The organism is Pseudomonas sp. Marseille-QA0332, assembly GCF_054950175.1.
This window is the reverse complement of sequence record NZ_CM143106.1, coordinates 656,495-681,843: the sequence shown is the minus strand read 5'-3', so window position 1 is coordinate 681,843 and position 25,349 is coordinate 656,495. Positions and strand designations below refer to the sequence as shown.

Below are 25,349 nucleotides of genomic sequence, written 5' to 3'. Positions count from 1 at the left end.
CCTCTGGAGCCTAGTGTGGTGTTTCACAAGTACGGGCTTACCGCTTCCCCAGGTAACCCTGCGACTCGCACACATGACTACAAGCGCCATGGAACGACCGTTTCTTACTGCCCTGGATATGGCAACCGGTGAGGTGATCGGCCGACTCAAACGCCAGCATCGCAGTACTGGTTCCTCGCTTTTCCGCGGGAGATCGATGCGTGAGTGCCTGCCGACATGCCGGTTCATCTGATCATGGATAACTACGCGACTCATAAGACTCGGCGTCCTGGCTGAATCTGATTGAGCGGCTTTTCTCAACGCTGAGCGAGAAGTGGATCAAGCGCCAGGTACATGTCAGCGTCAAAGATCTGGAGGCATCGATCGAGTATTACCTGGACACTTACAAGCAAAACCCGAAGCCATTTCGATGACACAAAAAGTCCGAGGATATCCTTGCCCAAGTCGCTCGCGCAGCACGAGCGCTGGGTAAATGATATTCAGCGGTACTTCTGCAACACTACACTAGGACAGCTCGCCCCTGAGGAAGGCCGGGGCGATGTAACGCTGGTAGTGGGCCTCGGAGAGCAGGAAGAATTCCCGGTCGATGGCATCGCGCAGCTGCGGCAGGTCCCAGTCACGGAACTCCGGCAGCAGGGCCATGCCATAAGCCTCCAGGTCGCGAATCAGCCGCGCGCCGCGAGCGATCAGCTGGTAGGCCCAGCAATACTCGGACTGGTTCGGCAGGAAGCGGATCGAGCGTTGCTCGAGCTGCATGCGCAGGCGATCCCTGTCGAACACCTCGAGCTTGGCCATCATGACCTGCACCAGCAGTTTTTCCAGGCGCAGCCAGACCGCCCGCCTGGCCTGGTCATCGTAGCTGTTCCAGTGGATCACCTCATGGTGGAAGCGCTTGCAGCCACGGCATACATGATCGCCGTAGACGGTCGAGCAGAGGCCGACGCAGGGGGTCTTGATTGACTGGCTGGACATTGCGGGACAACGACTTGGCGGCAAAACGGAGGCCCATGTTAGCCCTTTGTCTAACGATGGTCACTGCTTAAAGTGGAACACCGCGCCTTACCTTCCGGCGCTTTTTGCCGTAGAATCCCATCGCCTTTCTAGGCACCGATGTCCGTCGGAAGCTGTTTTCAAAGCGTCACGAGCACAGTCCATCCGGTAGAACGGCGTTGGTCCGGCCTGGTGTTTCGCCAGGCCCGGGCCGGCCCTCATCAGCTCCCGTTCTGCAGGCGTAAAACTTTGAAAGCAGCTTCCGCATGGATGTCCCGCGGCCCTGGCTGGGCGGCCCATGAAGCCGTATTGCGCAGGTTCGCAGGATATCCGGATGAGCGTCCCGGACCCCTATATGGGACCACTGATGAGGGTAATAACTGTGCTTGAAGCCTACCGCAAACACATCCAAGAGCGTGCCGCCCTGGGTATCGTGCCCCAGCCGTTGAACGCCGAGCAGACCGCTGGCCTGGTCGAGCTGCTGAAGAACCCGCCGGCCGGCGAAGAAGCCTTCCTCGTAGACCTGATCACCAATCGCGTACCCCCGGGAGTCGACGAGGCCGCCTACGTCAAGGCCGCCTTCCTCTCCGCCGTGGCCAAGGGCGAAGCCCAGTCCCCGCTGCTCGACAAGAAGCGCGCCACCGAACTGCTGGGCACCATGCAGGGCGGCTACAACATCGCCACGCTGGTCGAACTGCTCGATGACGCCGAACTGGGCGCCGTCGCGGCCGAGCAGCTCAAGCACACCCTGCTGATGTTCGACGCCTTCCATGATGTCGCCGAAAAGGCCAAGGCCGGCAATGCCAACGCCAAGGCCGTGCTCGAGTCCTGGGCTGCGGGCGAATGGTTCACCAAGCGTCCGGCGATTGCCGACAAGTACACGCTGACCGTGTTCAAGGTGCCAGGCGAGACCAACACCGACGACCTGTCGCCGGCTCCCGACGCCTGGTCGCGCCCCGACATCCCGTTGCACGCCCTGGCCATGCTGAAGATGGCTCGCGACGGCATCGAGCCCGAGCAGCCAGGTTCGGTCGGCCCGCTCAAGCAGATCGAGCAGGTCCGCGCCAAGGGCTTCCCGGTCGCCTATGTCGGTGACGTGGTCGGTACCGGCTCCTCCCGCAAGTCGGCCACCAACTCGGTCCTGTGGTTCTTCGGCGACGATATTCCCTACGTGCCGAACAAGCGTGCCGGCGGCTTCTGCTTCGGCACCAAGATCGCCCCGATCTTCTACAACACCATGGAAGACGCAGGTGCCCTGCCGATCGAATTCGACTGCACCGACCTGGCCATGGGCGACGTGATCGACGTCTACCCGTTCAAGGGTGAAGTTCGTCGCCACGACAGCGGTGAGCTGGTCACCACCTTCACGCTCAAGACCGAAGTGCTGCTCGACGAAGTCCGCGCCGGCGGTCGGATCCCGCTGATCGTGGGCCGCGGCCTGACCGAAAAGGCACGCGCCGAGCTGGGCCTGGGCCCGACCGACCTGTTCAAGCTGCCCGAGGCACCGGTCGATACCGGCAAGGGCTACACCCTGGCCCAGAAGATGGTCGGCAAGGCTTGCGGCCTGCCGGAAGGCAAGGGCGTGCGTCCGGGCACCTACTGCGAACCGAAGATGACCACTGTCGGTTCCCAGGACACCACCGGCCCGATGACCCGCGACGAGCTGAAGGACCTGGCCTGCCTGGGCTTCTCCGCCGACCTGGTGATGCAGTCGTTCTGCCACACCGCGGCCTATCCGAAGCCGATCGACGTCACCACCCACCACACCCTGCCGGACTTCATCCGCACCCGTGGCGGCGTGTCCCTGCGTCCTGGCGACGGCATCATCCACAGCTGGCTGAACCGCATGCTGATGCCTGACACCGTAGGTACCGGCGGCGACTCGCACACCCGCTTCCCGATCGGCATCTCGTTCCCCGCAGGTTCCGGCCTGGTGGCCTTCGCCGCCGCGACCGGCGTCATGCCGCTGGACATGCCGGAATCGGTACTGGTGCGCTTCAAGGGCAAGCTGCAGCCAGGCATCACCCTGCGTGACCTGGTCCACGCCATCCCTTACTTCGCCATCCAGAAGGGCTTGCTGACCGTCGAGAAGAAAGGCAAGAAGAACATCTTCTCCGGCCGCATCCTCGAGATCGAAGGCCTGGACGAGCTGACCGTCGAGCAGGCCTTCGAGCTGTCCGACGCTTCGGCCGAGCGCTCCGCCGCCGGCTGCACCATCAAGCTGCCGGAAAAGGCCATCGCCGAGTACCTGCAATCCAACATCACCTTGCTGCGCTGGATGATCAGCGAAGGCTATGGCGATGCCCGTACCCTGGAGCGCCGTGCCCAGGCGATGGAAGCCTGGCTGGCCAACCCGCAGCTGCTGGAAGCGGACCAGGACGCCGAATACGCCGAGGTCATCGAGATCGACCTGGCCACCGTCACCGAGCCGGTGCTTTGCGCTCCGAACGACCCGGACGACGCGCGCCTGCTGTCTTCGGTCCAGGGCGAGAAGATCGACGAAGTGTTCATCGGTTCGTGCATGACCAACATCGGTCACTTCCGCGCGGCCGGCAAGCTGCTGGAAAAGGTCAAGGGCGGTATCCCTACCCGCCTGTGGCTGGCTCCGCCGACCAAGATGGATGCCCACCAACTGACCGAGGAAGGCTACTACGGCATCTACGGCAAGGCCGGCGCACGCATGGAAATGCCAGGCTGCTCGCTGTGCATGGGTAACCAGGCACGCGTGCAGACCGGTTCGACCGTCGTTTCCACCTCGACCCGCAACTTCCCGAACCGCCTGGGTGACGCGACCAACGTCTACCTCGCCTCGGCAGAGCTGGCCGCAGTGGCTTCGATCATCGGCAAGCTGCCAACCGTCGAGGAGTACATGCAGTACGCCAAGGATATCGACAGCATGGCTGCCGACGTCTACCGTTACCTGAGCTTCGACCAGATCGCCGAATTCCGCGAAGCGGCGGCGAGCGCCAATATCCCGGTTGTTCAGGCGTAAGATCAGCTGCAAGCGTCAAGCTTCCAGCTGCAAGAAAAAGCCCCGGCAGTGATGCCGGGGCTTTTTGTCAGTCTGGCTGCTTTTTCTGTCTCCGGTTTTGCCAATGCATCACACCCGCTGCGACGAATGAAGCGAAACTTAGCGTAGAAAAAAATACGATTCCTTCGAGGCATTTCCAGTTTTCCGTTTCGCGCACATATTGCCTGAGAGCAGAGTCATACAATACTTCATCACTTGTCGACAAGCTCCTGACTATTGGACCGGACAATGCATTTTCGACTTCTACAAACAAAGGCGTAGCCGCATTGATATTGGCTGCATCATAATGCGCCTTGCGCACATAAACTCGGCGCCTGGCTACGCGCCCATCTGGATCCTTGTAAGCAATCCAGAATGTATGAATCGACCTGTCGTACTCCCAACTCTCAGGTTTGGATACAAGAGAAGCTGGAACCCGCATCAACGATGCACCGATCGGCTCGGATTTTTTCTCCCAATTCATCAAGAACAAAGGTACGAAAAGAAGAAAAGCACAACCGGCAAAAAGCATGCACCTGACCCGCTTATGCGGCTCTAACGCCTGCATCATCTTAATCCAGGATTTCCAAGTCAACATCAACAAGCCACTCCTGATGGAATTTTACTCAGCGGTACTTATCCTGCTGGGGAGCAGAGCAGCAGGCATATTTGTCCTGACCCCCACCTACCACAGTAGTGAGTGAAGGCATTGGCCCGACTGGCGGCTGCCCGTTGATGCTTTCGATACCCATAGTTATCGCACTACGACCTCCATTGGCAAGAGGTGGCGCTACAGGTAGATTGATCCCGCCATGCGGTGTGGCCGGCGGGCTGATGACATATGACTCCAGCACTCTGGTATCCAACTTTATTTCCATGGTTTCGGGGTGCCATGTGACGACCCGTATCAGCCCACCAAAATGATGTTTTATGGACGCTGGGTCAGTCATAGTGTGGTTGGGTGCGAGTACGGGTGTCGAGACTTCTTTTGCCATATCGTGATTCTTCAGAGAATCGATTATCGGGAAACCGCATCTCTAATATTTTTTGCGAGTCCCGAATGGTATACCCCAAACAATGTTGCGCCTAAAGCTACCACTGTAAAGAAACCTATGAAACCAGGCGCACCCACCAATATTGCGAAACTCGCAACTACACCAGCAACATTACCTACAAGGCTGACAATTTTCCCTGCATTTAGCTTGCGGCCGGGCTTGTACTCGGCAACAATTTTCAAGAAGGTCACTGTGCCCGCAAGGGTATTGGTCACGATATTGATGAATGGTACCGCGCCTGCAGTCATCTGCGTAATCGACAATACAGCCGCGACGGCACTGCCGGTCTGAGCGCCTTGTACCACCAGTGAAAAGCCCTGATTGTCAGTATTGAATTGATCATGCACTGCGGCGGCTGCGCCTGCTTGAAACCCAGGCCTCCCAACCCTGTCCACCATGGCGACAAATATCTCGACCCGATTACTCATGGCGGAAATCCTTATTGACTGTCTTGAATGCAATGGTGATGCGAAGGCGATCGCAATCCATGGTTGGAGATTTGGCACGGCGTGGCATTTCACCATTGAAGATTGCGATCCGACCTGGCTTCGGTAGTACTGCAGCACTTATGTCAGTTTTTGCATCATTGCAGAACAAGAGCTCGCCTCCCCATGTCGTCGCCCAGTAGTCGTTGCAGAAAAGGACTGCGGTCTGCCCCGGCTCGCTTGGCAAGTTGTCGCGGTGAATCGGCTGTCTTGTCCAAAGCTCTGGCCATTCGCATACACTCCAACCAACCTGACGTCATTCATATGTACAGCACACAGACGCCTCCAGATGCCGAGAAGAAATCTCCAACGTTCATTTGCCTCCAACTCTTCCTCACAGCATGCCAACGATTCTCGCTTGCTACCCGCAATGAAGAAGTGCCAACAGGGGCGCGCGAAGGGCGTAGAATTAACCGGCCAGTCATATCTCCAAAGAGCACATGCGAACGCCTCGTTAAGCTTGACTTGCTCTTCGGGCGTAATGGCATTTTCCAAAACCCTCAAGTCCTCAGATGTAAATTCCTTCTTCATCAGCCACGTCTCCACTTGTGCAGATATGCATTGCTTTGCAAGCTGTCAATCAGCTCATGACTAGCTGGTAGACATTAGTGGAACAACGTTGCGCGATCGATAGGATGTGGGAGTTGCTGCTTGAGAAGAACGTCCGAAACAGATGTAGCCCTTCAACTAATTTAAAGTGGGAATATTCCATTCTCCGGGGCATGCCGGTGCAACAAGCTGCACGGGCGTGCAGCAATCCTCTCATGCCTGAAGGAATCGCCCATTGAGGGTGAGGTGTTCGCGTGCGAGATGCTGAAGCGGAATGACGCTGGCGAGGCTACCAAATACCTGCCTCCCGGGAGATGACGCCTATGAAAGCGAGTACTGCCGATCACCTGCCGAACGGTGATACAAGCGAACCACCTGGAAGTGCTCCGCAAGCGAAAGCGGAGGGTGACGTGGGTCTTGGTCAAATTAGGTGTATCGCTTGCCCTGCATCAGGCAACCGCGACGACCAAGCCCGGCATCGAATTCGGCCGAGCTGGTCGAAGAGGAGTCAGGCACCATTTGCTTGCACAGGAGCAGCGACCATCTTCTGTGCGGAGTGCCGAACGTGTCCAAATGCGGTGCGCTTACTCTCACGCCGCCAAACCCTCCATAGGCACGCGCACCCAGCCCTCCATGAGCACCCGAGCGCTGCGACTCATGATCGCCCGGGTGACCGTCCACTTGCCATCCACCTGACGCGCCTCTGCACCGACGCGCAAGGTCCCGGACGGATGGCCGAAGCGCACGGCGCTGCGTTCCCCTCCGCCTGCCGCCAGATTCACCAGCGTCCCCGGAATGGCCGCGGCGGTGCCGATGGCCACCGCCGCGGTCCCCATCATCGCGTGGTGCAGCTTGCCCATCGACAGCGCCCGCACCAGCAGGTCGATGTCCTCGGCCTGCACGGTCTTGCCGCTGGAGGCGGCATAGCCGAGCGGCGGCGCGACGAAGGCCACCTTGGGGGTATGCTGGCGTCCGGCGGCCTCCTCGAGCTTGCCGATTAGCCCCATGCGCACCGCACCGCAGGCGCGGATGGTCTCGAACAGTGCCAGCGCATCGGCGTCGCCATTGATCGCGTCCTGCAGCTCGGTGCCGTCGTAGCCGACCTCGCCCGCATCGACGAAGATGGTCGGGATGCCGGCATTGATGAGGGTGGCCTTGATGGTCCCCAGGCCCGGCACGTCCAGCTCGTCGACCAGATTGCCGGTGGGGAACATGTCGCCTCCCTGGCCATCGTCGTCGGCGGCAGGGTCGAGGAATTCGAGCTGCACCTCGGCTGCCGGGAAGGTCACGCCATCGAGCTCGAAGTCGCCGGTTTCCTGGACCTCGCCCTGGGTCATGGGCACGTGGGCGACGATGGTCTTGCCGATGTTGGCCTGCCAGATGCGCACCGTGGCGATGCCGTCGCTGGGGATGCGCGCGGCATCGACCAGGCCCGCGCTGATGGCGAAGGCCCCGACCGCCGCCGAGAGGTTGCCGCAGTTGCCGCTCCAGTCGACGAAGGCCTGGTCGATCGAGACCTGGCCGAACAGGTAGTCGACGTCATGGTCGGGGACACTGCCGGGCGAGACGATCACCGCCTTGCTGGTGCTGGAAGTAGCCCCTCCCATGCCGTCGATCTGCTTGCCATAGGGGTCGGGACTGCCGATCACCCGCAGCAGCAGGGCGTCGCGCGCGGCGCCGGGCACCTGCGCAAGCTCGGGCAGGTCCTGCAGGCGGAAGAACACGCCCTTGCTGGTACCGCCGCGCATGTAGGTGGCGGGAATCTTCACTTGCGCCGGGTAAGTCATGCTCTGCCCTCCAGGAAATCCTGGGCGAAGCGCTGCAGCACCCCGCCCGCTTCATAGATCGAGACTTCTTCGGCGGTGTCCAGCCGGCAGGTCACGGGGACCTCCAGGCGCTCGCCGGCCTTGCGGGTGATCACCAGGGTCAGCGTCGCCCGCGGCGTACGCTGGCCGAGCACATCGAAGGTCTCGCTGCCGTCGATGCCCAGCGTCTTGCGGTCCACGCCCGGCTTGAACTCCAGCGGCAACACGCCCATGCCCACCAGGTTGGTGCGGTGGATACGCTCGAAGCCTTCGGCGACGATCGCCTCGACCCCGGCCAGCCGTACACCCTTGGCCGCCCAGTCGCGGGAAGAGCCCTGGCCATAGTCGGCACCGGCGACGATGATCAGCGGCTGCTTGCGCTGCATGTAGGTCTCGATTGCCTCCCACATGCGGGTCACCTTGCCCTCGGGCTCGATCCGCGCCAGCGAACCCTGGCGCACGCTGCCGTCGGGCTTGCGCACCATTTCGTTGTACAGCTTGGGGTTGGCGAAGGTGGCGCGCTGCGCGGTGAGGTGGTCGCCGCGGTGGGTGGCATAGGAATTGAAGTCTTCCTCCGGCAGCCCCATGCGCGCCAGGTACTCACCTGCCGCGCTGTCGGCCATGATGGCATTGGATGGCGACAGATGGTCGGTGGTGATGTTGTCGGGCAGCAGCGCCAGCGGGCGCATGCCGCGCAAGGTCCGCTCGCCGGCCAGGGCGCCTTCCCAATAGGGCGGGCGGCGAATGTATGTACTCATCGGCCGCCAGTCGTATAGCGGCGCGACCTTCGGCCCGCTGTGCTCCTCGACGGTGAACATCGGAATGTACACCTGGCGGAACTGCTCGGGCTTGACCGAACCGCGGACCACCTGGTCGATCTCGGCGTCGCTGGGCCAGATGTCCTTGAGGCGGATTTCCCGGCCATCGACCACGCCGAGCACATCTTTCTCGATGTCGAAGCGTATGGTCCCGGCGATGGCATAGGCGACCACCAGCGGCGGCGAGGCCAGGAATGCCTGCCGCGCATAGGGATGGATGCGCCCATCGAAGTTGCGATTGCCCGACAGCACGGCCGTGGCGTACAGGTCGCGGTCGATGATCTCCTGCTGGATCGCCGGATCGAGCGCTCCGGACATGCCGTTGCAAGTGGTGCAGGCGAACGCGACGATGCCGAAGCCGAGCTGCTCCAGCTCGTGCTCGAGGCCGGCCTCGCGCAAATAGAGCTGCACGGTTCTGGATCCGGGGGCCAGGGATGACTTGACCCACGGCTTGCGCTGCAGGCCGAGCCGGTTGGCATTGCGCGCCAGCAGGCCGGCAGCGACGACGTTGCGCGGATTGCTAGTGTTGGTGCAGCTGGTGATGGCTGCGATGATCACCGCGCCGTCGGGCATTTGCCCTGGCACATCGTCCCAGGCCCCGGCGATTCCGCGCGCGGCCAGTTCGCTGGTGGCGACACGGGCATGCGGATTGGACGGCCCGGCCATGTTGCGCACCACGCTCGCCAGGTCGAAGCGCAGCACCCGGTCGTACACCGTTTCCACCAGGGCGTCGGCCCAGAGACCGGCAGCCCTGGCGTAGGTCTCGACCAGGCTGACCTGCGACTCGTCCCGCCCGGTCAGGCGCAGGTAGTCGATGGTCTGCGCATCGATGGCGAACATCGCTGCGGTCGCACCGTATTCCGGGGCCATGTTGGAAATGGTCGCGCGGTCTCCCAGCGTCAGGGCCCTGGCGCCCTCGCCATGGAATTCGAGCCAGGCACCGACCACCTTCTGCCGGCGCAAGAATTCGGTCAGCGCCAGCACCATGTCGGTCGCGGTGATGCCAGGCTGCAAGCGGCCGGCCAGTTCGACACCGATGATTTCCGGCAGACGCATCCAGCAGGCGCGCCCGAGCATCACGCTCTCCGCTTCCAGCCCACCGACACCGATGGCGATCACGCCCAGCGCATCCACATGGGGGGTGTGGCTGTCGGTACCGACGCAGGTGTCCGGATAGGCGATGCCGTGGTCGGCGTGGATCACCGGGGACATCTTCTCCAGGTTGATCTGGTGCATGATGCCGTTGCCCGGTCGGATCACGTCGACGTTGCGGAAGGCTTTGCGAGTCCAGTCGATGAAGTGGAAACGGTCTTCGTTGCGCCGGTCCTCGATCGCACGGTTCTTCTCGAACGCCTGCGGGTCGGCACCGCCGCATTCCACCGCCAACGAGTGGTCGACGATCAGCTGTACCGGTACCACTGGATTGACCTGCGCCGGGTCGCCACCCTTGTCGGCGATGGCATCGCGCAGGCCGGCCAGGTCGACCAGCGCGGTCTGCCCGAGGATATCGTGACAGACCACCCGCGCCGGGTACCAGGGGAAGTCCAGGTCACGCTTGCGCTCGACCAGCTGGGCCAGCGAGGCTTCAAGGGTGACGGGATCGCAGCGGCGCACCAGGTTCTCGGCGAGCACGCGCGAGGTATAGGGCAGCCTGGCGTAGGCGCCAGGGCTGATGGCCTCGATGGCCGCGCGGGCATCGAAGTACTCCAGGCCGGTGCCTGGCAGGGGCTTGCGGTAGGCAGTGTTCATTTTTCTGGCTCGATCACGGTTTCTGTTGTCGACTGGCTGGGCCGGCCCGGCCCCCCTCACCGCTCCCCGATCGGCACGAACGCCCGCTGTGCGACCCCCACATACTCGGCGCTGGGCCGGATGATGCGGTTGTTGGCACGCTGCTCGAAAACGTGCGCGGCCCATCCGGTCAGGCGCGAGCAGACGAAAATCGGGGTGAACAGCTTGGTCGGTATGCCCATGAAGTGGTAGGCCGAGGCATGGTAGAAATCAGCGTTTGGAAACAGCTTCTTCTGTTCCCACATGGTCTTGTCGATGGCTTCGGATACCGGATACAGCAGCGTGTCGCCCACCTGCTCGGCCAAGCGTTTCGACCAGCCCTTGATGACCTCGTTGCGCGGATCCGACTCCTTGTAGATCGCATGGCCAAACCCCATGATCTTGTCCTTGCGCTCGAGCATCGCGAGCAGTTCGGTAGTGGCTTGCTGCGGCGAGGAAAAGCGCTCGATCAGTTCCATCGCCGCCTCGTTCGCCCCGCCATGCAGCGGGCCACGCAAGGTGCCGATGGCGGCGGTGATGCACGAGTACAGGTCGGACAAGGTCGAGGCGCAGACCCGGGCGGTGAAGGTCGAGGCGTTGAATTCGTGCTCGGCATAGAGGATCAGCGAGACGTTCATCACCTTGACGTGCAGATCGTCCGGCGCCTTGCCATGCAACAGGTACAGGAAGTGCCCGGCAAGGGTGTCCTGGTCGCTGTCGCAGTCGATGCGCACGCCATGATGAGTGAAGCGATACCAGTAGCACATGATCGCAGGAAATATCGCCAGCAGGCGATCGGTCCGCTCGTGCTGCAGCTCGAAGGTGTATTCCGGCTCCAGGGTTCCGAGCAGCGAGCACCCGGTACGCATCACATCCATGGGATGGGCATCCTTGGGGATGCGCTCGAGCACTTCCTTGAGCGCCTGTGGCAGGCCACGCAGGCTCCTTAGCTTGTGCTTGTAGTCAGCCAGCTCGCCCGCAGCGGGCAACTCGCCATGCAGGAGCAGATAGGCGACCTCTTCGAACTCGGCCTGGGCGGCCAGCTCCCGGACATCGTAGCCACGGTAGGTCAGGCCGGCGCCGGCCTGGCCAACGGTCGACAGCGCGGTCTGCCCGGCCACCTGGCCACGCAGGCCAGCGCCACTGAGTGCTTTTGCTTCGGCCATGGTGTTTCTCCTTTATTGAACTTGTTATGGGAATGACTGGCTGGACATTCGAAGCGCGGCCGCCTCAGCCTTTCTTCTGGGCGAACAGCGCATCGAGGCTCTGCTCGAAGGCGTGGTAGCCAATGGCTTCGTAGAGCTCCATGCGGGTCTGCATGGTATCGATCACATGTCTTTGCGTGCCGTCACGACGCAGCGCGGCATAGACGTTTTCCGCGGCCTTGTTCATGGCGCGGAAGGCCGAAAGCGGATACAGGGCCAGCGAGACGTCGGCCGAGGCCAGCTCTTGGGTGGTATACAGCGGCGTCGCGCCGAACTCGGTGATGTTGGCCAGTATCGGCACCCCTACCCTGGCGGCGAACGTCCGATACATGTCCAGCTCGGTGATGGCTTCGGGAAAGACCATGTCGGCACCCGCCTCGACACAGGCGGCGGCCCGCTCCAGCGCTGCCTCCAGGCCCTCCACGGCCAGCGCGTCGGTACGCGCCATGATGACGAAGCTGTCATCGGTACGGGCATCGACCGCTGCCTTGACCCGGTCGACCATTTCCTGCAGCGGAACGATTTCTTTGTTGGGCCGATGGCCGCAACGCTTGGCGCCCACCTGGTCTTCGATATGGATCGCAGCCGCGCCGAACTTGATCATCGAGCGCACGGTGCGGGCCACATTGAAGGCCGAGGCGCCAAATCCGGTATCGACGTCGACCAGCAACGGCAGGTCGCAGACATCGGTGATGCGCCGGACATCCGTGAGCACATCGTCCAGGCCGCTGATACCCAGGTCAGGCAACCCCAGCGACCCGGCAGCGACGCCGCCACCGGACAGGTAGATGGCCTTGAACCCGGCGCGCTTGGCCAGCAGCGCATGATTGGCATTGATGGCACCGACCACCTGCAATGGACGTTCGGCGGCGACCGCCTCGCGAAAACGCTGTCCGGGCGTGCTTGTCACAGTCATGACTCACCTCGTGTTGGCATGGGCGCCTTGGTGATGGCGCTCGATGTTGCGGCGCGAAGCACCGATATGGCGGCGCATCAGCAGTTCGGCGAGCTCACCATCGCCATCGGCGATCGCATCGAGGATGCGGTGATGTTCGGCGAAGGCCTGGCGCGGCCGGTTGGGCGTGGCGGAGAACTGGATGCGATACATGCGCACCAGCTGGTAGAGCTCGCCGCACAGCATCTTGACCAGGGTCTGGTTGCCGCTGCCCTGGATGATCCGATAGTGGAAATCGAAATCGCCTTCCTGCTGGTAATAGCCCACACCGGCCTGGAAGGCAGCATCCTGCTCATGGGTCTGGAGCACGCGCCGCAGCTCGTCGATCTCGGCGCGGCTCATGCGCTGGGCAGCCAGACGACAAGCCATGCCCTCCAGCGACTCGCGAATTTCATACAGCTCGACCAGCTCGGCATGACTGAGGGAAACCACCCGGGCCCCGACGTGCGGTACGCGCACCAGCAGCCGCTGGCCTTCGAGCCGGTGGATCGCCTCGCGCAGCGGACCACGGCTGATACCGTAGGTGCGAGCCAGCTCGGGTTCGGAAATCTTGCTCCCCGGTGCGATGTCGCCACTGACGATAGCGGCCTGGATGCGCCGAAACACGTGCTCGGACAGGGTCTCGGTGTCGTCCTGGGGCAGGACCGTGGCGGGCGTTGAGTCAGGCATATTGTCGACAACCTTGAAAGATCATTGCCCTACCCTAGCGATCCATCTAGGCTTGGTCAAAGAAAAAATTTAGATTGTCGACAATAGTCGAAGCCCGAACCAGGACCGCCCTGGCGCTGTCTGATCGCGGCGCGCTGGCGTCAATGAACCAGCATGCTAGAATGCCGCGCCTCCTACGGAGTATGGACAGAGATCTGTCGCCTGATTTCATGCTGTCGACAGATGAACGAGGAAGCTTGCGCAGTACATGCCAGTCGCCTTGCCCCGAACACCGCATAGCACCGCGCCAGGATTATGAGACTTTCGCCCTATCTTTTGCTGTTCTGCCTCGCCTTGCTGCCGGCCCTTGGCCACGCGGCGGAAAAGACCGTCTATGGTCTTAACGAATACGCCCGGCTTGCCGACCTCGACCTGGAGCTGGCCGCCAAACTCGACACCGGCGCCAAGACCGCCTCGCTCAGCGCCCGCGACATCAAGCGCTTCAAGCGCAACGGCGAGAGCTGGGTGCGCTTCTACCTGGCCATCGATTCCGCCCATTCGCATCCGATCGAACGCCCGCTCGCGCGTGTCAGCAAGATCAAGCGTCGCGCCGGTGACTACAATGCCGAAGAAGGCAAGGCCTTCACCGCCCGGCCGGTGATCGAACTGGATGTCTGTATGGGGCGCCAGCGGCGCGCCATCGAAGTCAACCTCACCGACCGCAGCGCCTTCCAGTTCCCCCTGCTGATTGGCTCGGAAGCGCTCAAGCACTTCGATGCCATGGTCGACCCAAGCCTCAAATACGCGGCCGGCAAACCTGCCTGCGCCCCCGTCGCTCACTCCGCAGAGTAATTCCGATGCGCTCTCTTACCCTCCACCTGAAAGTCCTGATCACCGTCCTGGTGCTGCTGGGCGTGCTGATCACGGCCTACCAGATCTTCTTTCTCGGCATACCGGTGACCGAGGACGAGACCGACGACCTGTGGAACATCGATGCCAAGGTCGAATTCGTCGCCAGCGCCAAGGACCCGGTCAAGGTGCAGATGTTCGTGCCTCCGCTCAACCGCGACTATGTCAGCCTCAACGAAAGCTTCATCTCCAACAACTATGGCGTGAGCGTCAATCGGGCCGATGGCAACCGCAAGGTCACCTGGTCGGCACGGCGTGCCAGCGGCAACCAGACCCTCTACTATCGCCTGGTCCTGACCAAGCGCTACAGCACCGAGAAGACTGCGCTCAAGGGACCGACCTTCCGCGACAGCCTGGCAGTCGAAGGCCCGGAGAAAATCGCCGCCGAGGCGCTGATCGCACCGATTCGGCAGCACTCGGCCGACGTCGAGACCTTCGTCAGCGAAACCATCAAGCGTGTCAACAATCTCAACGACGACAACGTCAAGCTGCTGCTGGCCGGCGATACCTCGCCACTGAACAAGGCCAAGGTCATCGACCTGCTGCTGTCCATCGCCCATGTGCCGATGGAAAAGGTGCACACCATACGCTTGCTCGCCGACACCCCGCAGACGCCGGAACTCTGGCTGCGCAGCTTCAACGGCAACGACTGGCTCTACTTCAATCCCGACACCGGCGAGCAGGGCCTGCCCAGCGACCGGCTGCTGTGGTGGACAGGCGACGACAACCTGGTGACCGTCGACGGCGGGCGCAAGGCCAACGTCACCTTCAGCCTGAGCAACAGCGAGATGAACGCCATCCGCCTGGCCAAGCTGACCGACGAGAACACCGACGCGGACTTTCTCGAGTACTCCCTCTACGGCCTGCCACTGCAGACCCAGCAGACCTTCATGATCATGGTCATGATCCCCATCGGCGTGCTGGTGATCCTGGTGCTGCGCAACCTGATCGGCATCCAGACCTTGGGCACCTTCACGCCGGTGCTGATCGCCCTGGCCTTCCGCGAGACCCAGCTGGGCTTCGGCATCATGCTGTTCACCGTGATCACCGCGCTGGGCCTGTCGCTGCGCTCATACCTGGAGCACCTGAAGCTGCAGATGCTGCCGCGCCTGTCCGTGGTGCTGACCTTCGTCGTGGTGCTGATCGCCGCGATCAGCCTGTTCAGCCACAAGCTGGGGCTGGAGCGAGGCCTGTCGGTGGCGTTGTTCCCGATGGTGATCCTGACCATGACCATCGAGCGACTGTCGATCACCTGGGAAGAACGTGGCGGCGGCCACGCCATGAAGGTCGCCATCGGCACGCTGTTCGCCGCCTCCCTGGCGCACTTGCTGATGATGGTGCCGGAGCTGGTCTACTTCGTCTTCACCTTCCCGGCGGTGCTGCTGATCCTGGTGGGCTTCATGCTGGCGATGGGTCGCTATCGCGGCTATCGCCTGACCGAGCTGGTACGCTTCAAGGCATTCCTGAAGAAGGCTGACGCCTGATGTTCGGACTGATCAAGACCTGGAAAGCCCTGGAAGCCCGGGGCATCATGGGCATCAACCGGCGCAACGCGGACTACGTGCTCAAGTACAACAAGCGCCACCTGTATCCCATCGTCGACGACAAGATCATCACCAAGGAGCGCGCGCTCGCGGCAGGTATCCATGTGCCGGAGATGTACGGCATCATCGAGACCGAGAAGGAAATCGACAAGCTCGACCAGATCATCGGCGGGCGCAGCGATTTCGTCATCAAGCCGGCCCAGGGCGCTGGCGGCGATGGCATCCTGGTGATCGCCGACCGCTTCGAGGATCGCTACAGGACCGTATCCGGAAAGATCATCAGCCATGGGGAGATCGAACACCAGATCTCCAGCATCCTCACCGGCCTGTACTCGCTCGGCGGCCATCGCGACCGGGCCCTGATCGAGTACCGGGTGACACCGGACCAGATCTTCAAGAGCATCAGCTACGAAGGCGTGCCAGACATCCGCATCATCGTGTTGATGGGCTATCCGGTAATGGCCATGTTGCGCCTGCCTACCCGCCAGTCGGGCGGCAAGGCCAACCTGCACCAGGGGGCCATCGGCGTTGGCGTGGACCTGGCCACTGGCGTCACGCTGCGTGGCACCTGGCTCAACAACATCATCAGCAAGCATCCCGACACCACCAATGCGGTGGACGGTGTGCAACTGCCGAACTGGGACGGCTTCATGAAGCTGGCTGCCGGCTGCTACGAGTTGTGCGGCCTGGGCTACATCGGCGTGGACATGGTCCTGGACCAGGACCGTGGGCCGCTGATCCTGGAACTCAATGCCCGCCCCGGCCTGAACATCCAGATTGCCAACGACTGCGGCCTGACCCAGCGCACCCACGCCATCGAGGCGCATATCGAGGCACTGGCCAAGGACGGCATGACGGAAGATGTCGAGCAACGCGTGCGTGTCGCCCAGGACCTGTTCGGCCACATTCGCCACCCATGAGCCATGGCGGCCCCAATGCCGACACGGCGTGGGGCCAAGGTGCCGATGTATCGCCATGCTAGGCGTGGGTCCGGCCGGGGACTACAATCGGCCACTCGATCCCAGCACCGCTCATTCGCATGCAGACCTGTACGCTCCATCCCCTGACCTACCAACCCGACCCGGCGTTCCATTTCGCCCGCCTGCGCCAGGCACCTGGCGCGATCCTGCTCGATAGCGCTCATCCCGGCGCCGAACGGGGTCGCTTCGATCTACTCAGCGCCTGGCCCATCCGGCAGCTCCAGGCAGGGCCGGGAGAAACCGGTACGGCCTTTTTCCAGCGCTTGCGCGCTGCCTTGGCCGAGCTTGGCCCGGCCACGCTGCCCGAAGGTTCGGAATTGCCTTTCGCAGGCGGATTGATCGGCTACCTGAGCTATGATTTCGGTCGACGCCTGGAGCCGCTTCCAGAACTGGCGATGGATGACCTGGCATTGCCCGATGCGAACCTGGGGCTGTATGCCTGGGCGCTGATCAGCGATCACCGCCAACGCAGCAGCCAACTGGTGTTCCATCCACGCCTGGCACACGCCGAGCGGTTGCGCCTGGTAGCGCTGTTCGAAGCCGGAGCCGCCCCAGTGCCAACCCGCTTCCGCCTGCTCGAGCCCATGCGTGGCGACCTGGATGCGACGAGCTACCGCCTGGCCTTCGAGCGCGTCCAGGCCTACATACAGGCTGGCGACTGCTACCAGATCAACCTCACCCAGCGCTTCCGCGCGCCCTGCCAAGGAGATCCGTGGCAAGCCTACCAGGCTTTGCGTCGCGCCTGTCCAACGCCTTTTTCCGGGTACCGGCACCTGGCCGATGGCAGCGCTCTGTTGAGCTTTTCCCCCGAACGCTTCGTGCAGGTCCGCGAAGGCAAGGTCGAGACCCGGCCAATCAAGGGCACGCGACCACGGGCAGCCGACCCCGTGGAGGATCAGCGCAATGCCGCGCAGTTGCAGGCCAGCCCCAAGGACCGCTCCGAGAACCTGATGATCGTCGACCTGCTACGCAACGATCTGGGCCGCAGTTGTCGGATCGGCTCGGTAAAGGTGCCGGAGCTGTTCAGCCTGGAAAGCTATCCGAATGTCCATCATCTGGTCAGTAGCGTCACTGGCCAGCTCGAGTCCGGCAAGGATGCGCTCGACCTGCTCGCCGGCAGTTTTCCCGGTGGCTCGATCACTGGAGCCCCGAAGATCCGCGCCATGCAGATCATCGACGAACTCGAACCGACGCGCCGGGCCCTGTATTGCGGATCGCTGCTGTACATCGATGTGCGTGGCGAGATGGACAGTTCCATCGCCATTCGCAGCCTGCTGGTCAAGGACGGCCAGGCTTGCTGCTGGGGTGGCGGCGCGGTCGTCGGCGATTCTCGCTGGGAGGATGAATACGAAGAATCGATCGCCAAGGTGCGAATACTGATGGAAACGCTGCAAGGACTGTGAGCGCGACAATTCGACAGCGCAGGAGGAACAGTCGGTGCGCTGCCAACGCCTGGCCAACGCCTCGAACCAGCTGTTTTTTGTTACCATTTGTCCACTACGAGCGCGCAGCGCCAATCTATCTGCATGGATACCGTCTGATGAGCCAAACCCTCGATGTCGCGACCCTGGCCGCGACTTATGCTGACAAGTCCCCGCAGGATATCCTCAAGCTTGCCTTCGAACACTTCGGCGACGACTTGTGGATCTCCTTCAGTGGCGCCGAAGACGTGGTGCTGTTGGACATGGCCTGGAAACTGAACAAACAGGTCAAGGTCTTCAGCCTCGATACCGGCCGCCTGCACCCGGAAACCTATCGCTTCATCGACCAGGTTCGCGAGCAGTACAACCTGCCTATCGAAATCCTCAGCCCCGACCGCGAGCAGCTCGACCCGTTCGTCAAGGAAAAGGGCCTGTTCAGCTTTTACCGGGACGGTCATGGTGAGTGCTGCGGCATCCGCAAGATCGAACCGTTGCGCCGCAAGCTCTCAACGGTGAGCGCCTGGGCGACTGGCCAGCGTCGCGACCAGAGCCCGGGGACACGCAGCCATGTGGCGGTCATGGAAGTCGACACGGCCTTCTCGACGCCGCAGCGTACGTTGTACAAGTTCAACCCGCTGGCGCAGATGACCAGTGCCGAGGTATGGGGCTATATCCGCATGCTCGAACTGCCCTACAACAGCCTGCACGAACGTGGCTTCATCAGCATTGGCTGCGAGCCCTGCACTCGCCCGGTGCTGCCGAACCAGCACGAGCGCGAAGGCCGCTGGTGGTGGGAAGAATCGACCCAGAAGGAATGCGGCCTGCACGCTGGCAACCTGATCGCCAAGGCCTGAGCTGCAGGCTGCAAGCTGATCGTGGCGATCTTGCCGAGGATGCGGGTCCGCAGGATGGAGTCGCTTGCAAAGCAACTCGGTCTGCTTTGGCTTGCGGCTTGTCAGTGGATGGGCAGTTCCACGCCCTCGAACAACGCCTCGAGCTCCTGCTTGTTGTGGCACTGGATGGCCTTGGCCATGACCTCGCGGGTCAGGTGCGGAGCGAAGCGCTCGATGAAATCGCACATGAAACCACGCAGGAAGGTACCACGGCGGAAACCGATCTTGGTCACGCTCGGCTCGAACAGCTCACTGGCGTCCAGGGCCACCAGGTCGCTGTCGAGCTTGGCATCGACCGCCATGCCAGCCACGATGCCCACGCCCAGGCCTAGGCGAACGTAGGTCTTGATGACGTCGGCATCGGCGGCGGTGAACACCACCTTCGGCGTCAGGCCACGGTGGCTGAAGGCTTCGTCGAGCTTGGAACGTCCCGTGAAACCGAACACGTAGGTGACGATCGGATAGTCGGCCAGCGCTTCCAAGGTCAGCCTGGGCAGCTTGGCCAAGGGATGCCCCTGGGGCACCACCACGCAGCGATTCCACTTGTAGCACGGCATCATGATCAGGTCGCCGAACAACTCCAGGGCTTCGGTGGCGATGGCGAAATCCACGGTACCGTCCGCAGCCATCTCGGCGATCTGCATTGGCGAGCCCTGGTGCATGTGCAGCGCCACTTCGGGGTACTGCTTGATGAAAGCGCCGATCACTGGTGGCAGGGCGTAGCGCGCCTGGGTATGGGTGGTGGCGATGGACAGCGTGCCCTTCTTCTCGTTGGAGAACTCCTGGGCGATCTGCTTGATGCTTTCGACCTTGCGCAGGATCTCGCCAGCGGTATTGATGATACGCTCGCCGGCTGGCGTCACGCGGGTCAGGTGCTTGCCGCTGCGGGCGAAGACCTCGACGCCCAATTCGTCCTCGAGCAGGCGGATCTGCTTGCTGATGCCGGGCTGGGAGGTATACAGACTCTGCGCCGTCGCGGAGACGTTGAGATCGTGGTGCGCCACTTCCCAGATGTAGCGCAGTTGTTGAAGCTTCATAGAAATCCCTCGGATCAGCGATGTGTCACCGGCGCCTGGCAGCAACGGTTTATAACTATATTAGTGGATCCAGGCGAAAATCTAGAACTACTTTGTTACATCTGCGCCGAGCGAACCTCCCGCGAGGAACGCCTTGCACGCACTCACGCTTTCACATTAATGCGTCAACGGCACCATGTAGACCGGCACGGGCGATAGTTGCAGCAGGCGCACCGCCGTGCGACCAATCGGTAGCTCCTTGTCGACCCCCTGGCTGCGGCTGCCGAAGACCAGCAAATCGACCTGCAGACGCTGCACCTGATCCAGAATGACCTGGGCGGGATCACCCTGGCGCACCCGCACGGCCCGGATCAATGCAAGATCCGCCTGATCGCCCAGCTCTTCGCGAAAACTCTCCAGCACCCGTTGTTCGATGTTGGCCAGCACCACGCCTACCCCCTGGCGGTGCAACTGGTCCAGGGTGCGCTCGTCGAGGTAGCTCTGCAGCAACGACTCGGCGAACTGCCCCATCGGCTCGACCGCATGGATCACGTAGAGGTCGGCCTGGAAGGTACGCGCCAAGGCCAACGCGTGCTGCATGACGAACGGCGCGTAGGCACCAAGGTCGGTGGCGTACAGCATGGAACGAATCATTCGACCTCCTGGACTGCCGCTGCGGCAGGGCATGCTTGAGCTTAGCAGCGAGAAGCTCGAGTGCCCGGCTCGATTGGCGCGCGGGCGAAACGTTTCACCTGCCGTGGACGCACTTTGCGCCTCGAGCAAGTACCCCGAGCGTGGCGAAAACCCTGGGCAGGCCCGCGCAACCATTGTCGCGCCCCCCTCTAACGCGCTAAGGTGCGGCTCCCCGCCGCGAACAATCCAGCTGCCGGGCCGCACGGGGTTTGCTGGCGGCCGGCACCCGTGACCTGACGAGTAACACGATGGCTGATTTACCGATCGATGACCTTAACGTCGCTTCCAATGAGACTTTGATCACGCCTGATCAGCTCAAGAAGGAAATTCCTCTCAGTGCCAAGGCCTTGCAGACCGTGACTGCCGGCCGCGAAGTGGTCCGCAATATCCTCGACGGCAAGGATCATCGCCTGTTCGTGGTGGTCGGCCCGTGCTCGATTCACGATATCGAGGCAGCCCACGAATACGCCGACCGCCTCAAGGTACTGGCCGAGGAAGTTTCCGATACCCTGTACCTGGTCATGCGCGTGTACTTCGAGAAGCCGCGTACCACCGTGGGCTGGAAAGGCCTGATCAACGATCCGTACCTGGATGACTCCTTCAAGATCCAGGATGGCTTGCATATCGGCCGCAAGCTGCTGCTGGACCTGGCCGAAAAGGGCTTGCCCACTGCCACCGAGGCACTGGACCCGATTTCCCCGCAATATCTCCAGGACCTCATCAGCTGGTCGGCCATCGGCGCCCGGACCACCGAATCCCAGACGCACCGCGAAATGGCCTCCGGCCTGTCCTCGGCCGTTGGCTTCAAGAATGGCACCGACGGTGGCCTGACCGTGGCCATCAATGCCCTGCAATCGGTTTCCAAACCGCACCGGTTCCTGGGCATCAACCAGGAAGGCGGCGTGTCCATCGTCACGACCAAGGGCAATGCCTATGGTCATGTCGTGCTGCGTGGCGGTAACGGCAAGCCCAACTACGACTCGGTCAGTGTTGCGCTGTGCGAGCAGGACCTGGCCAAGGCCCGGATCAAGGCGAACATCATGGTCGACTGCAGCCACGCCAACTCCAACAAGGACCCGGCCCTGCAGCCGCTGGTGATGGACAATGTCGCCAACCAGATCCTCGAAGGCAACCAGTCGATCATCGGACTGATGGTCGAAAGCCATCTCAATTGGGGCTGCCAGGCCATCCCCAAGGATCTGGCGGAGCTGAAGTACGGCGTATCGATCACCGACGCGTGCATCGACTGGGCCGCTACCGAAAAGGCCCTGCGCAGCATGCAAGCCAAGCTCAGGGACGTCCTGCCCAAGCGTCAGCGGGGTTGAACGCTGGAACAGAAACGCCGGGCATGGGCCCGGCGTTGTCGACATGACGCACGAAGCGCGTCCGGGCGTGGCTCAGCCCTTGTGCGCCTGGCGCTGGTGTCGCTCCATGTACCTTTCCACGTACGAGCATGAAGGGATCACGGTATAGCCCATCTGTTCGGCATACTCGAGGGCCTTCTCGGTAAGCGCGGCGGCGATTCCGCGTCCGCGCAGGGCATTGGGGACGAAGGTCCGATAGATGTCGAGGGTCTGCTTGCCCAGGTCCATGTAGGTCAGATAGGCCCGATGACCGTCCACGCTGGTTTCGAACTGATGACCTGCCTGGTCATGGTGAATGGTCAGCGCTTCGTTCATCACTACTCCTCGCAGGCCCTGCAGGTAGGCCTTGTCTTATCGATTGATGCGCCGGCGCAGGGCCCCTACGCCACCTCGATGCCCGTTGGACAGTGGGGAGATGCGATTCGTTCTGCCGAGCGGACGCTTGCAGATAGTAGGCACGTATTGCCTGGTTGCTCAAGCTGGAGTTTGAAAAAATACCGCAACATTTGCTACCCGGCGAAGGGGAAAAGGACTCGGCAAGTGCGTCCACCGTTAATGCCCGAGACGAATGACGACACTTGGAGTCACTTTTGGTTCCGCAAAAAGTTCAATTGCTAGTGGCAGACAACAGGCAGAGTGCAAAAAACCTAGTGTCTTCGTTACAGCACCGCCAGGCGCGGCGTGCAGCAACATTTTTTTTGCAGTTCTTGCGCTCAGTCAGTTTACTTACTACAAGTAATGAGTACTATGTACAGCGGCCAGTTTCTTTTCCGAAGAGATGGCTACTTAAATGGAAATTCCTTTAAAGGGGAACACGATGAACAACGTTCTGAAATTCTCTGCTCTGGCTCTGGCCGCCGTTCTGGCTACCGGTTGCAGCAGCAGCGCATCCAAGGAAAGCGAAGCCCGTCTGACTGCTACCGAAGACGCAGCAGCTCGCGCACAAGCCCGTGCCGATGAAGCCTATCGCAAGGCTGATGACGCCATGGCTGCCGCCCAGAAGGCACAGCAGACCGCTGACGAAGCCAACGAGCGCGCCCTGCGCATGCTGGACAAAGCCAGCCGCAAGTAATAGTCCATACGGATTGTTAGGGCCGGCCCCTTCGTGGGTCGGCTTTTTTATGGTTCTTCACGGATTGCCGTGAGTGCGCCCACGGCGAGCGATAGCGCATAGCCATTACTACGCGCCATGCAAGACACTACTAGCGAAGTTCTTCGGGAATACTGGAAACCATCGGTGCGCCCGCCGACCCCGCGACCGGCTCGGCGATTTCGACCGGCATGCCATCTTCGGCGGCGATGACATCCCGCAGCATGTCCCAGTTCATTCTTACATTGTTGGCCAAGTCTTCGCGCTTTAGCAGGGTATTGATCAGCGCGGTGTGCTTGTCGACCACCGAAGGATCGCCATGATCATCCAGCGGCGTATGCGCCTCGAGATAGACCTTGCCAGCGCTGACACCGAACTTGTAGGGCTCGTTGATGATGCGCACGGGCGTCCCCACCGGGACCATCTGCGAGAGTTCCAGCACATTGTTGTTGAACATGCGGAAGCAGCCATGGCTGGTGCGCATGCCGATGCCGAATTTCTTGTTCGAACCATGAATCAGGTAGCCAGGCAGGCCAAGCGTGAACTTGAACGGCCCCAGCGGATTATCCGGTCCGGCAGGCACGACGGCAGGCAGGACGTCCCCATCGGCGGCATGCTCGGCACGGATCGATGCTGGCGGGGTCCAGGTCGGATTGGCAGTCTTGGCGATGATCTTGGTATTGGCGATCGGCGAACCCCAGCCTTCCCGGCCGATACCCAGCGGATAGGTATGCACCACCGCCTCACCCTTCGGGTAGTAGTACATGCGGTATTCGGCCAGGTTGATGACGATGCCTTCGCGCGGTCCCGGCGGCAGGATGAAGCGCGTCGGCAGGACGATCTCGGTGCCTTCGCCCGGCAACCACGGATCGACGCCCGGGTTGGCGGCAATCATCTCCAGGTAGCCAAGGTCGTTGGCCGTGCCGATGTCGGCGAAAGTGTCTTCGTAGCGGGCCTTGATCACTTGCACTTGCCCGACCACGTCCTCGCCTGGAGGCGGCAAAGGCAGCTCCAGCGCGGCAGCAGGACCTGCGGCCAACAGAACAGCCAGGGACAGGCTTCGGGTGACGGCGGGAAAGTGCTGCAACATCTGGTAAATCCTTCGAAATGGGAAAAGCAAGGGACAGAAATTCTACACCGCGGCCTGACGTAGCGGGAGCGATCGGCGAACCATTAGGGTTTCAGATGATGAAAGGCCTTCAGAGTTCCGGCCATACCGGCCGTGTACCACGGCGCTGGGCGTCGAGAATGGCACGACACAGCGGGCAAAGGCGCTCGTCGCGCTGGATAGCCGACGGCACGGCCGACCAGCGCGGCTGTGCTGGGAGCAGGCTGCCACATAACGTGCGATCGGCCGGAGCACCTAGCTCCAGCTGGCGAGCGATCAGATGCAGGCGACTTTCCTGGCAGGCGAACAGGTCGAGCTGTTCGTCGGGCTCGATCAGTTGATAGGCGTACAGGGACCAGGCGGGGCGCGGCATCGAGGGGTTCCAGATCGGGGGGCGCAACATTAGCTGAAACCCGCAGCCGATAAAAGCGTCACAACAACGGTTTTATCGCAGGCCAGGCATTTTCCAACAGACGTGGTTGGGCGCCCTGGGCCGGGTGGATGCCATCAGCCTGCATGAGTTCGGGCACCCCGCCCACGCCTTCTAGGAAGAACGGCACCAGGGGCACTGATTTTTCGCTTGCCAGCCGTTCATAGACCTGCGCGAAAGCCGTGGTGTAGCGCACCCCATAGTTCGGCGGCAGGCGCATGCCGAGCAACACGACCTTCGCACCCGAGGCGCGAGACGCGTCGATCATCGAAGCAAGATTTTGTTGCAATTGCTCGGGCGGCTGCCCGCGCAAGCCATCGTTGCCGCCCAGCTCGAGCACCACCAGGTCCGGCTTGTACTGCTCGAGCAGCCCCGCAAGCCTGGCCTGGCCGCCAGCGCTGGTATCGCCACTGATCGAGGCGTTGACCACCTGATCATCGAACCCTTCGGCCTCCAAGCGCTCCTGCAGCAGTGAAACCCAGCCCTGACGGGTATCCAGGCCAAATCCGGCGCTGATACTATCGCCGACGACCAGCAGCGTGCCCGCCGCCGCGCTCTGGGCCAGGCACCACATGGCCAGACCGGCACCCAACCATCCCATTCGCATTGGATTC

Annotated in this window: 23 protein-coding genes and 1 pseudogene; 9 read left to right on the top strand and 15 right to left on the bottom strand. The window is 61.9% G+C overall.

Annotated features, from left to right (window positions below):
• Window positions 1-33 precede the first annotated feature (33 nt).
• Window positions 34-476: pseudogene (locus tag ACY8GK_RS03430) on the top strand (transposase); the annotation flags it as partial.
• A 28-nt stretch (window positions 477-504) separates the two neighbouring features.
• On the opposite strand, the gene ACY8GK_RS03425 reads toward ACY8GK_RS03430, so the two are convergent.
• Window positions 505-972, bottom strand: coding sequence for a DUF1289 domain-containing protein (locus tag ACY8GK_RS03425; RefSeq protein ID WP_196179749.1), 468 nt, complete (start codon window positions 970-972; stop codon window positions 505-507).
• A 400-nt stretch (window positions 973-1,372) separates the two neighbouring features.
• On the opposite strand from ACY8GK_RS03425, the gene acnB reads away from it, so the two are divergent.
• Complete coding sequence (gene acnB / locus ACY8GK_RS03420; protein ID WP_196179968.1) at window positions 1,373-3,982, top strand: bifunctional aconitate hydratase 2/2-methylisocitrate dehydratase; 2,610 nt, start codon at window positions 1,373-1,375, stop codon at window positions 3,980-3,982.
• A 67-nt stretch (window positions 3,983-4,049) separates the two neighbouring features.
• On the opposite strand, the gene ACY8GK_RS03415 is transcribed toward acnB, so the two are convergent.
• From ACY8GK_RS03415 to ACY8GK_RS03380, 8 genes are all read right to left on the bottom strand, one after another.
• Entirely contained in the window at window positions 4,050-4,598 is a 549-nt protein-coding gene (locus ACY8GK_RS03415; protein WP_462402309.1) for a hypothetical protein, read from the bottom strand.
• A 420-nt stretch (window positions 4,599-5,018) separates the two neighbouring features.
• Complete coding sequence (locus ACY8GK_RS03410; protein WP_462402308.1) at window positions 5,019-5,483, bottom strand: hypothetical protein; 465 nt, start codon at window positions 5,481-5,483, stop codon at window positions 5,019-5,021.
• Entirely contained in the window at window positions 5,476-5,727 is a 252-nt protein-coding gene (locus ACY8GK_RS03405; RefSeq protein WP_462402307.1) for a hypothetical protein, read from the bottom strand. Before ACY8GK_RS03405 ends, ACY8GK_RS03410 begins: the two co-directional genes overlap by 8 nt.
• 952 nt (window positions 5,728-6,679) lie before the next feature.
• Window positions 6,680-7,876, bottom strand: a complete 1,197-nt coding sequence (gene prpF / locus ACY8GK_RS03400; RefSeq protein ID WP_462402306.1) for a 2-methylaconitate cis-trans isomerase PrpF — start codon at window positions 7,874-7,876, stop codon at window positions 6,680-6,682.
• The gene (gene acnD / locus ACY8GK_RS03395) at window positions 7,873-10,461 is read right to left on the bottom strand and encodes a Fe/S-dependent 2-methylisocitrate dehydratase AcnD (protein WP_196176204.1); all 2,589 of its coding nucleotides are present in this window, start codon (window positions 10,459-10,461) and stop codon (window positions 7,873-7,875) included. Before acnD ends, prpF begins: the two co-directional genes overlap by 4 nt.
• A gap of 56 nt (window positions 10,462-10,517) precedes the next feature.
• On the bottom strand, window positions 10,518-11,645 hold the full coding sequence (prpC, locus tag ACY8GK_RS03390; protein WP_196176206.1) for a bifunctional 2-methylcitrate synthase/citrate synthase: 1,128 nt from the start codon (window positions 11,643-11,645) through the stop codon (window positions 10,518-10,520).
• A 64-nt stretch (window positions 11,646-11,709) separates the two neighbouring features.
• A complete protein-coding gene (gene prpB / locus ACY8GK_RS03385; RefSeq protein WP_462402305.1) occupies window positions 11,710-12,600 on the bottom strand; it encodes a methylisocitrate lyase in 891 nt (296 codons plus the stop codon).
• 3 nt (window positions 12,601-12,603) lie between these two features.
• On the bottom strand, window positions 12,604-13,308 hold the full coding sequence (locus tag ACY8GK_RS03380) for a GntR family transcriptional regulator (protein WP_462402304.1): 705 nt from the start codon (window positions 13,306-13,308) through the stop codon (window positions 12,604-12,606).
• Between the two features lie 294 nt (window positions 13,309-13,602).
• On the opposite strand from ACY8GK_RS03380, the gene rloA reads away from it, so the two are divergent.
• The 5 genes from rloA to ACY8GK_RS03355 all read left to right on the top strand — a co-directional run bounded on the left by rloA (window position 13,603) and on the right by ACY8GK_RS03355 (window position 18,995).
• Complete coding sequence (gene rloA, locus ACY8GK_RS03375; protein ID WP_196176211.1) at window positions 13,603-14,139, top strand: retropepsin-like aspartic peptidase RloA; 537 nt, start codon at window positions 13,603-13,605, stop codon at window positions 14,137-14,139.
• 5 nt (window positions 14,140-14,144) lie between these two features.
• A complete protein-coding gene (rloB, locus tag ACY8GK_RS03370; RefSeq protein WP_196176213.1) occupies window positions 14,145-15,680 on the top strand; it encodes an osmotic stress tolerance membrane protein RloB in 1,536 nt (511 codons plus the stop codon).
• On the top strand, window positions 15,680-16,660 hold the full coding sequence (locus ACY8GK_RS03365) for an alpha-L-glutamate ligase-like protein (RefSeq protein ID WP_462402303.1): 981 nt from the start codon (window positions 15,680-15,682) through the stop codon (window positions 16,658-16,660). The genes rloB and ACY8GK_RS03365 overlap by 1 nt, the downstream gene beginning before the upstream one ends.
• 119 nt (window positions 16,661-16,779) lie before the next feature.
• Window positions 16,780-18,123 (top strand): aminodeoxychorismate synthase component I, encoded by a 1,344-nt coding sequence (gene pabB, locus ACY8GK_RS03360; RefSeq protein ID WP_462402302.1) that lies wholly within the window; start codon window positions 16,780-16,782, stop codon window positions 18,121-18,123.
• A gap of 137 nt (window positions 18,124-18,260) precedes the next feature.
• Window positions 18,261-18,995, top strand: coding sequence for a phosphoadenylyl-sulfate reductase (locus ACY8GK_RS03355; protein ID WP_196176219.1), 735 nt, complete (start codon window positions 18,261-18,263; stop codon window positions 18,993-18,995).
• 101 nt (window positions 18,996-19,096) lie between these two features.
• Here ACY8GK_RS03355 and cysB read toward each other — a convergent pair whose 3' ends face one another.
• Complete coding sequence (gene cysB, locus ACY8GK_RS03350) at window positions 19,097-20,071, bottom strand: HTH-type transcriptional regulator CysB (RefSeq protein WP_462402301.1); 975 nt, start codon at window positions 20,069-20,071, stop codon at window positions 19,097-19,099.
• Between the two features lie 156 nt (window positions 20,072-20,227).
• A complete protein-coding gene (locus tag ACY8GK_RS03345; RefSeq protein WP_196176223.1) occupies window positions 20,228-20,704 on the bottom strand; it encodes a universal stress protein in 477 nt (158 codons plus the stop codon).
• Between the two features lie 287 nt (window positions 20,705-20,991).
• Between ACY8GK_RS03345 and ACY8GK_RS03340 the strand changes: the two genes are divergently transcribed.
• On the top strand, window positions 20,992-22,068 hold the full coding sequence (locus ACY8GK_RS03340; RefSeq protein ID WP_196176225.1) for a 3-deoxy-7-phosphoheptulonate synthase: 1,077 nt from the start codon (window positions 20,992-20,994) through the stop codon (window positions 22,066-22,068).
• Window positions 22,069-22,140: 72 nt separating this feature from the next.
• Here the strand turns inward: ACY8GK_RS03340 and ACY8GK_RS03335 are convergent, their stop codons facing one another.
• Window positions 22,141-22,422, bottom strand: coding sequence for a GNAT family N-acetyltransferase (locus tag ACY8GK_RS03335; RefSeq protein ID WP_196176227.1), 282 nt, complete (start codon window positions 22,420-22,422; stop codon window positions 22,141-22,143).
• A gap of 502 nt (window positions 22,423-22,924) precedes the next feature.
• Between ACY8GK_RS03335 and ACY8GK_RS03330 the strand changes: the two genes are divergently transcribed.
• Window positions 22,925-23,179, top strand: coding sequence for an Lpp/OprI family alanine-zipper lipoprotein (locus tag ACY8GK_RS03330; RefSeq protein ID WP_196176229.1), 255 nt, complete (start codon window positions 22,925-22,927; stop codon window positions 23,177-23,179).
• A gap of 130 nt (window positions 23,180-23,309) precedes the next feature.
• Here the strand turns inward: ACY8GK_RS03330 and ACY8GK_RS03325 are convergent, their stop codons facing one another.
• The 3 genes from ACY8GK_RS03325 to ACY8GK_RS03315 form a co-directional block, all read right to left on the bottom strand.
• Window positions 23,310-24,287 (bottom strand): L,D-transpeptidase family protein, encoded by a 978-nt coding sequence (locus ACY8GK_RS03325; RefSeq protein WP_196176231.1) that lies wholly within the window; start codon window positions 24,285-24,287, stop codon window positions 23,310-23,312.
• Window positions 24,288-24,396: 109 nt separating this feature from the next.
• Window positions 24,397-24,678 (bottom strand): hypothetical protein, encoded by a 282-nt coding sequence (locus tag ACY8GK_RS03320; protein WP_196176233.1) that lies wholly within the window; start codon window positions 24,676-24,678, stop codon window positions 24,397-24,399.
• Between the two features lie 58 nt (window positions 24,679-24,736).
• Window positions 24,737-25,342 carry an arylesterase gene (locus ACY8GK_RS03315; protein WP_196176235.1) on the bottom strand — a complete coding sequence of 202 codons (606 nt, stop codon included), beginning with the start codon at window positions 25,340-25,342 and terminating at the stop codon, window positions 24,737-24,739.
• Window positions 25,343-25,349 lie beyond the last annotated feature (7 nt).

What these genes read in the sequence shown, in the direction of transcription:
- ACY8GK_RS03380 (WP_462402304.1), bottom strand. Translation starts at nt 13,308, where the DNA reads ATGCCTGACTCAACGCCCGCCACGGTCCTGCCCCAGGACGACACCGAG.
- prpB (WP_462402305.1), bottom strand. Translation starts at nt 12,600, where the DNA reads ATGACTGTGACAAGCACGCCCGGACAGCGTTTTCGCGAGGCGGTCGCC.
- ACY8GK_RS03345 (WP_196176223.1), bottom strand. Translation starts at nt 20,704, where the DNA reads ATGATTCGTTCCATGCTGTACGCCACCGACCTTGGTGCCTACGCGCCG.
- ACY8GK_RS03320 (WP_196176233.1), bottom strand. Translation starts at nt 24,678, where the DNA reads ATGCCGCGCCCCGCCTGGTCCCTGTACGCCTATCAACTGATCGAGCCC.
- ACY8GK_RS03325 (WP_196176231.1), bottom strand. Translation starts at nt 24,287, where the DNA reads ATGTTGCAGCACTTTCCCGCCGTCACCCGAAGCCTGTCCCTGGCTGTT.
- prpF (WP_462402306.1), bottom strand. Translation starts at nt 7,876, where the DNA reads ATGACTTACCCGGCGCAAGTGAAGATTCCCGCCACCTACATGCGCGGC.
- rloA (WP_196176211.1), top strand. Translation starts at nt 13,603, where the DNA reads ATGAGACTTTCGCCCTATCTTTTGCTGTTCTGCCTCGCCTTGCTGCCG.
- ACY8GK_RS03340 (WP_196176225.1), top strand. Translation starts at nt 20,992, where the DNA reads ATGGCTGATTTACCGATCGATGACCTTAACGTCGCTTCCAATGAGACT.
- ACY8GK_RS03415 (WP_462402309.1), bottom strand. Translation starts at nt 4,598, where the DNA reads ATGTTGACTTGGAAATCCTGGATTAAGATGATGCAGGCGTTAGAGCCG.
- ACY8GK_RS03425 (WP_196179749.1), bottom strand. Translation starts at nt 972, where the DNA reads ATGTCCAGCCAGTCAATCAAGACCCCCTGCGTCGGCCTCTGCTCGACC.
- ACY8GK_RS03410 (WP_462402308.1), bottom strand. Translation starts at nt 5,483, where the DNA reads ATGAGTAATCGGGTCGAGATATTTGTCGCCATGGTGGACAGGGTTGGG.
- ACY8GK_RS03330 (WP_196176229.1), top strand. Translation starts at nt 22,925, where the DNA reads ATGAACAACGTTCTGAAATTCTCTGCTCTGGCTCTGGCCGCCGTTCTG.
- ACY8GK_RS03335 (WP_196176227.1), bottom strand. Translation starts at nt 22,422, where the DNA reads ATGAACGAAGCGCTGACCATTCACCATGACCAGGCAGGTCATCAGTTC.
- pabB (WP_462402302.1), top strand. Translation starts at nt 16,780, where the DNA reads ATGCAGACCTGTACGCTCCATCCCCTGACCTACCAACCCGACCCGGCG.
- ACY8GK_RS03315 (WP_196176235.1), bottom strand. Translation starts at nt 25,342, where the DNA reads ATGCGAATGGGATGGTTGGGTGCCGGTCTGGCCATGTGGTGCCTGGCC.
- cysB (WP_462402301.1), bottom strand. Translation starts at nt 20,071, where the DNA reads ATGAAGCTTCAACAACTGCGCTACATCTGGGAAGTGGCGCACCACGAT.
- acnD (WP_196176204.1), bottom strand. Translation starts at nt 10,461, where the DNA reads ATGAACACTGCCTACCGCAAGCCCCTGCCAGGCACCGGCCTGGAGTAC.
- prpC (WP_196176206.1), bottom strand. Translation starts at nt 11,645, where the DNA reads ATGGCCGAAGCAAAAGCACTCAGTGGCGCTGGCCTGCGTGGCCAGGTG.
- ACY8GK_RS03365 (WP_462402303.1), top strand. Translation starts at nt 15,680, where the DNA reads ATGTTCGGACTGATCAAGACCTGGAAAGCCCTGGAAGCCCGGGGCATC.
- ACY8GK_RS03355 (WP_196176219.1), top strand. Translation starts at nt 18,261, where the DNA reads ATGAGCCAAACCCTCGATGTCGCGACCCTGGCCGCGACTTATGCTGAC.
- rloB (WP_196176213.1), top strand. Translation starts at nt 14,145, where the DNA reads ATGCGCTCTCTTACCCTCCACCTGAAAGTCCTGATCACCGTCCTGGTG.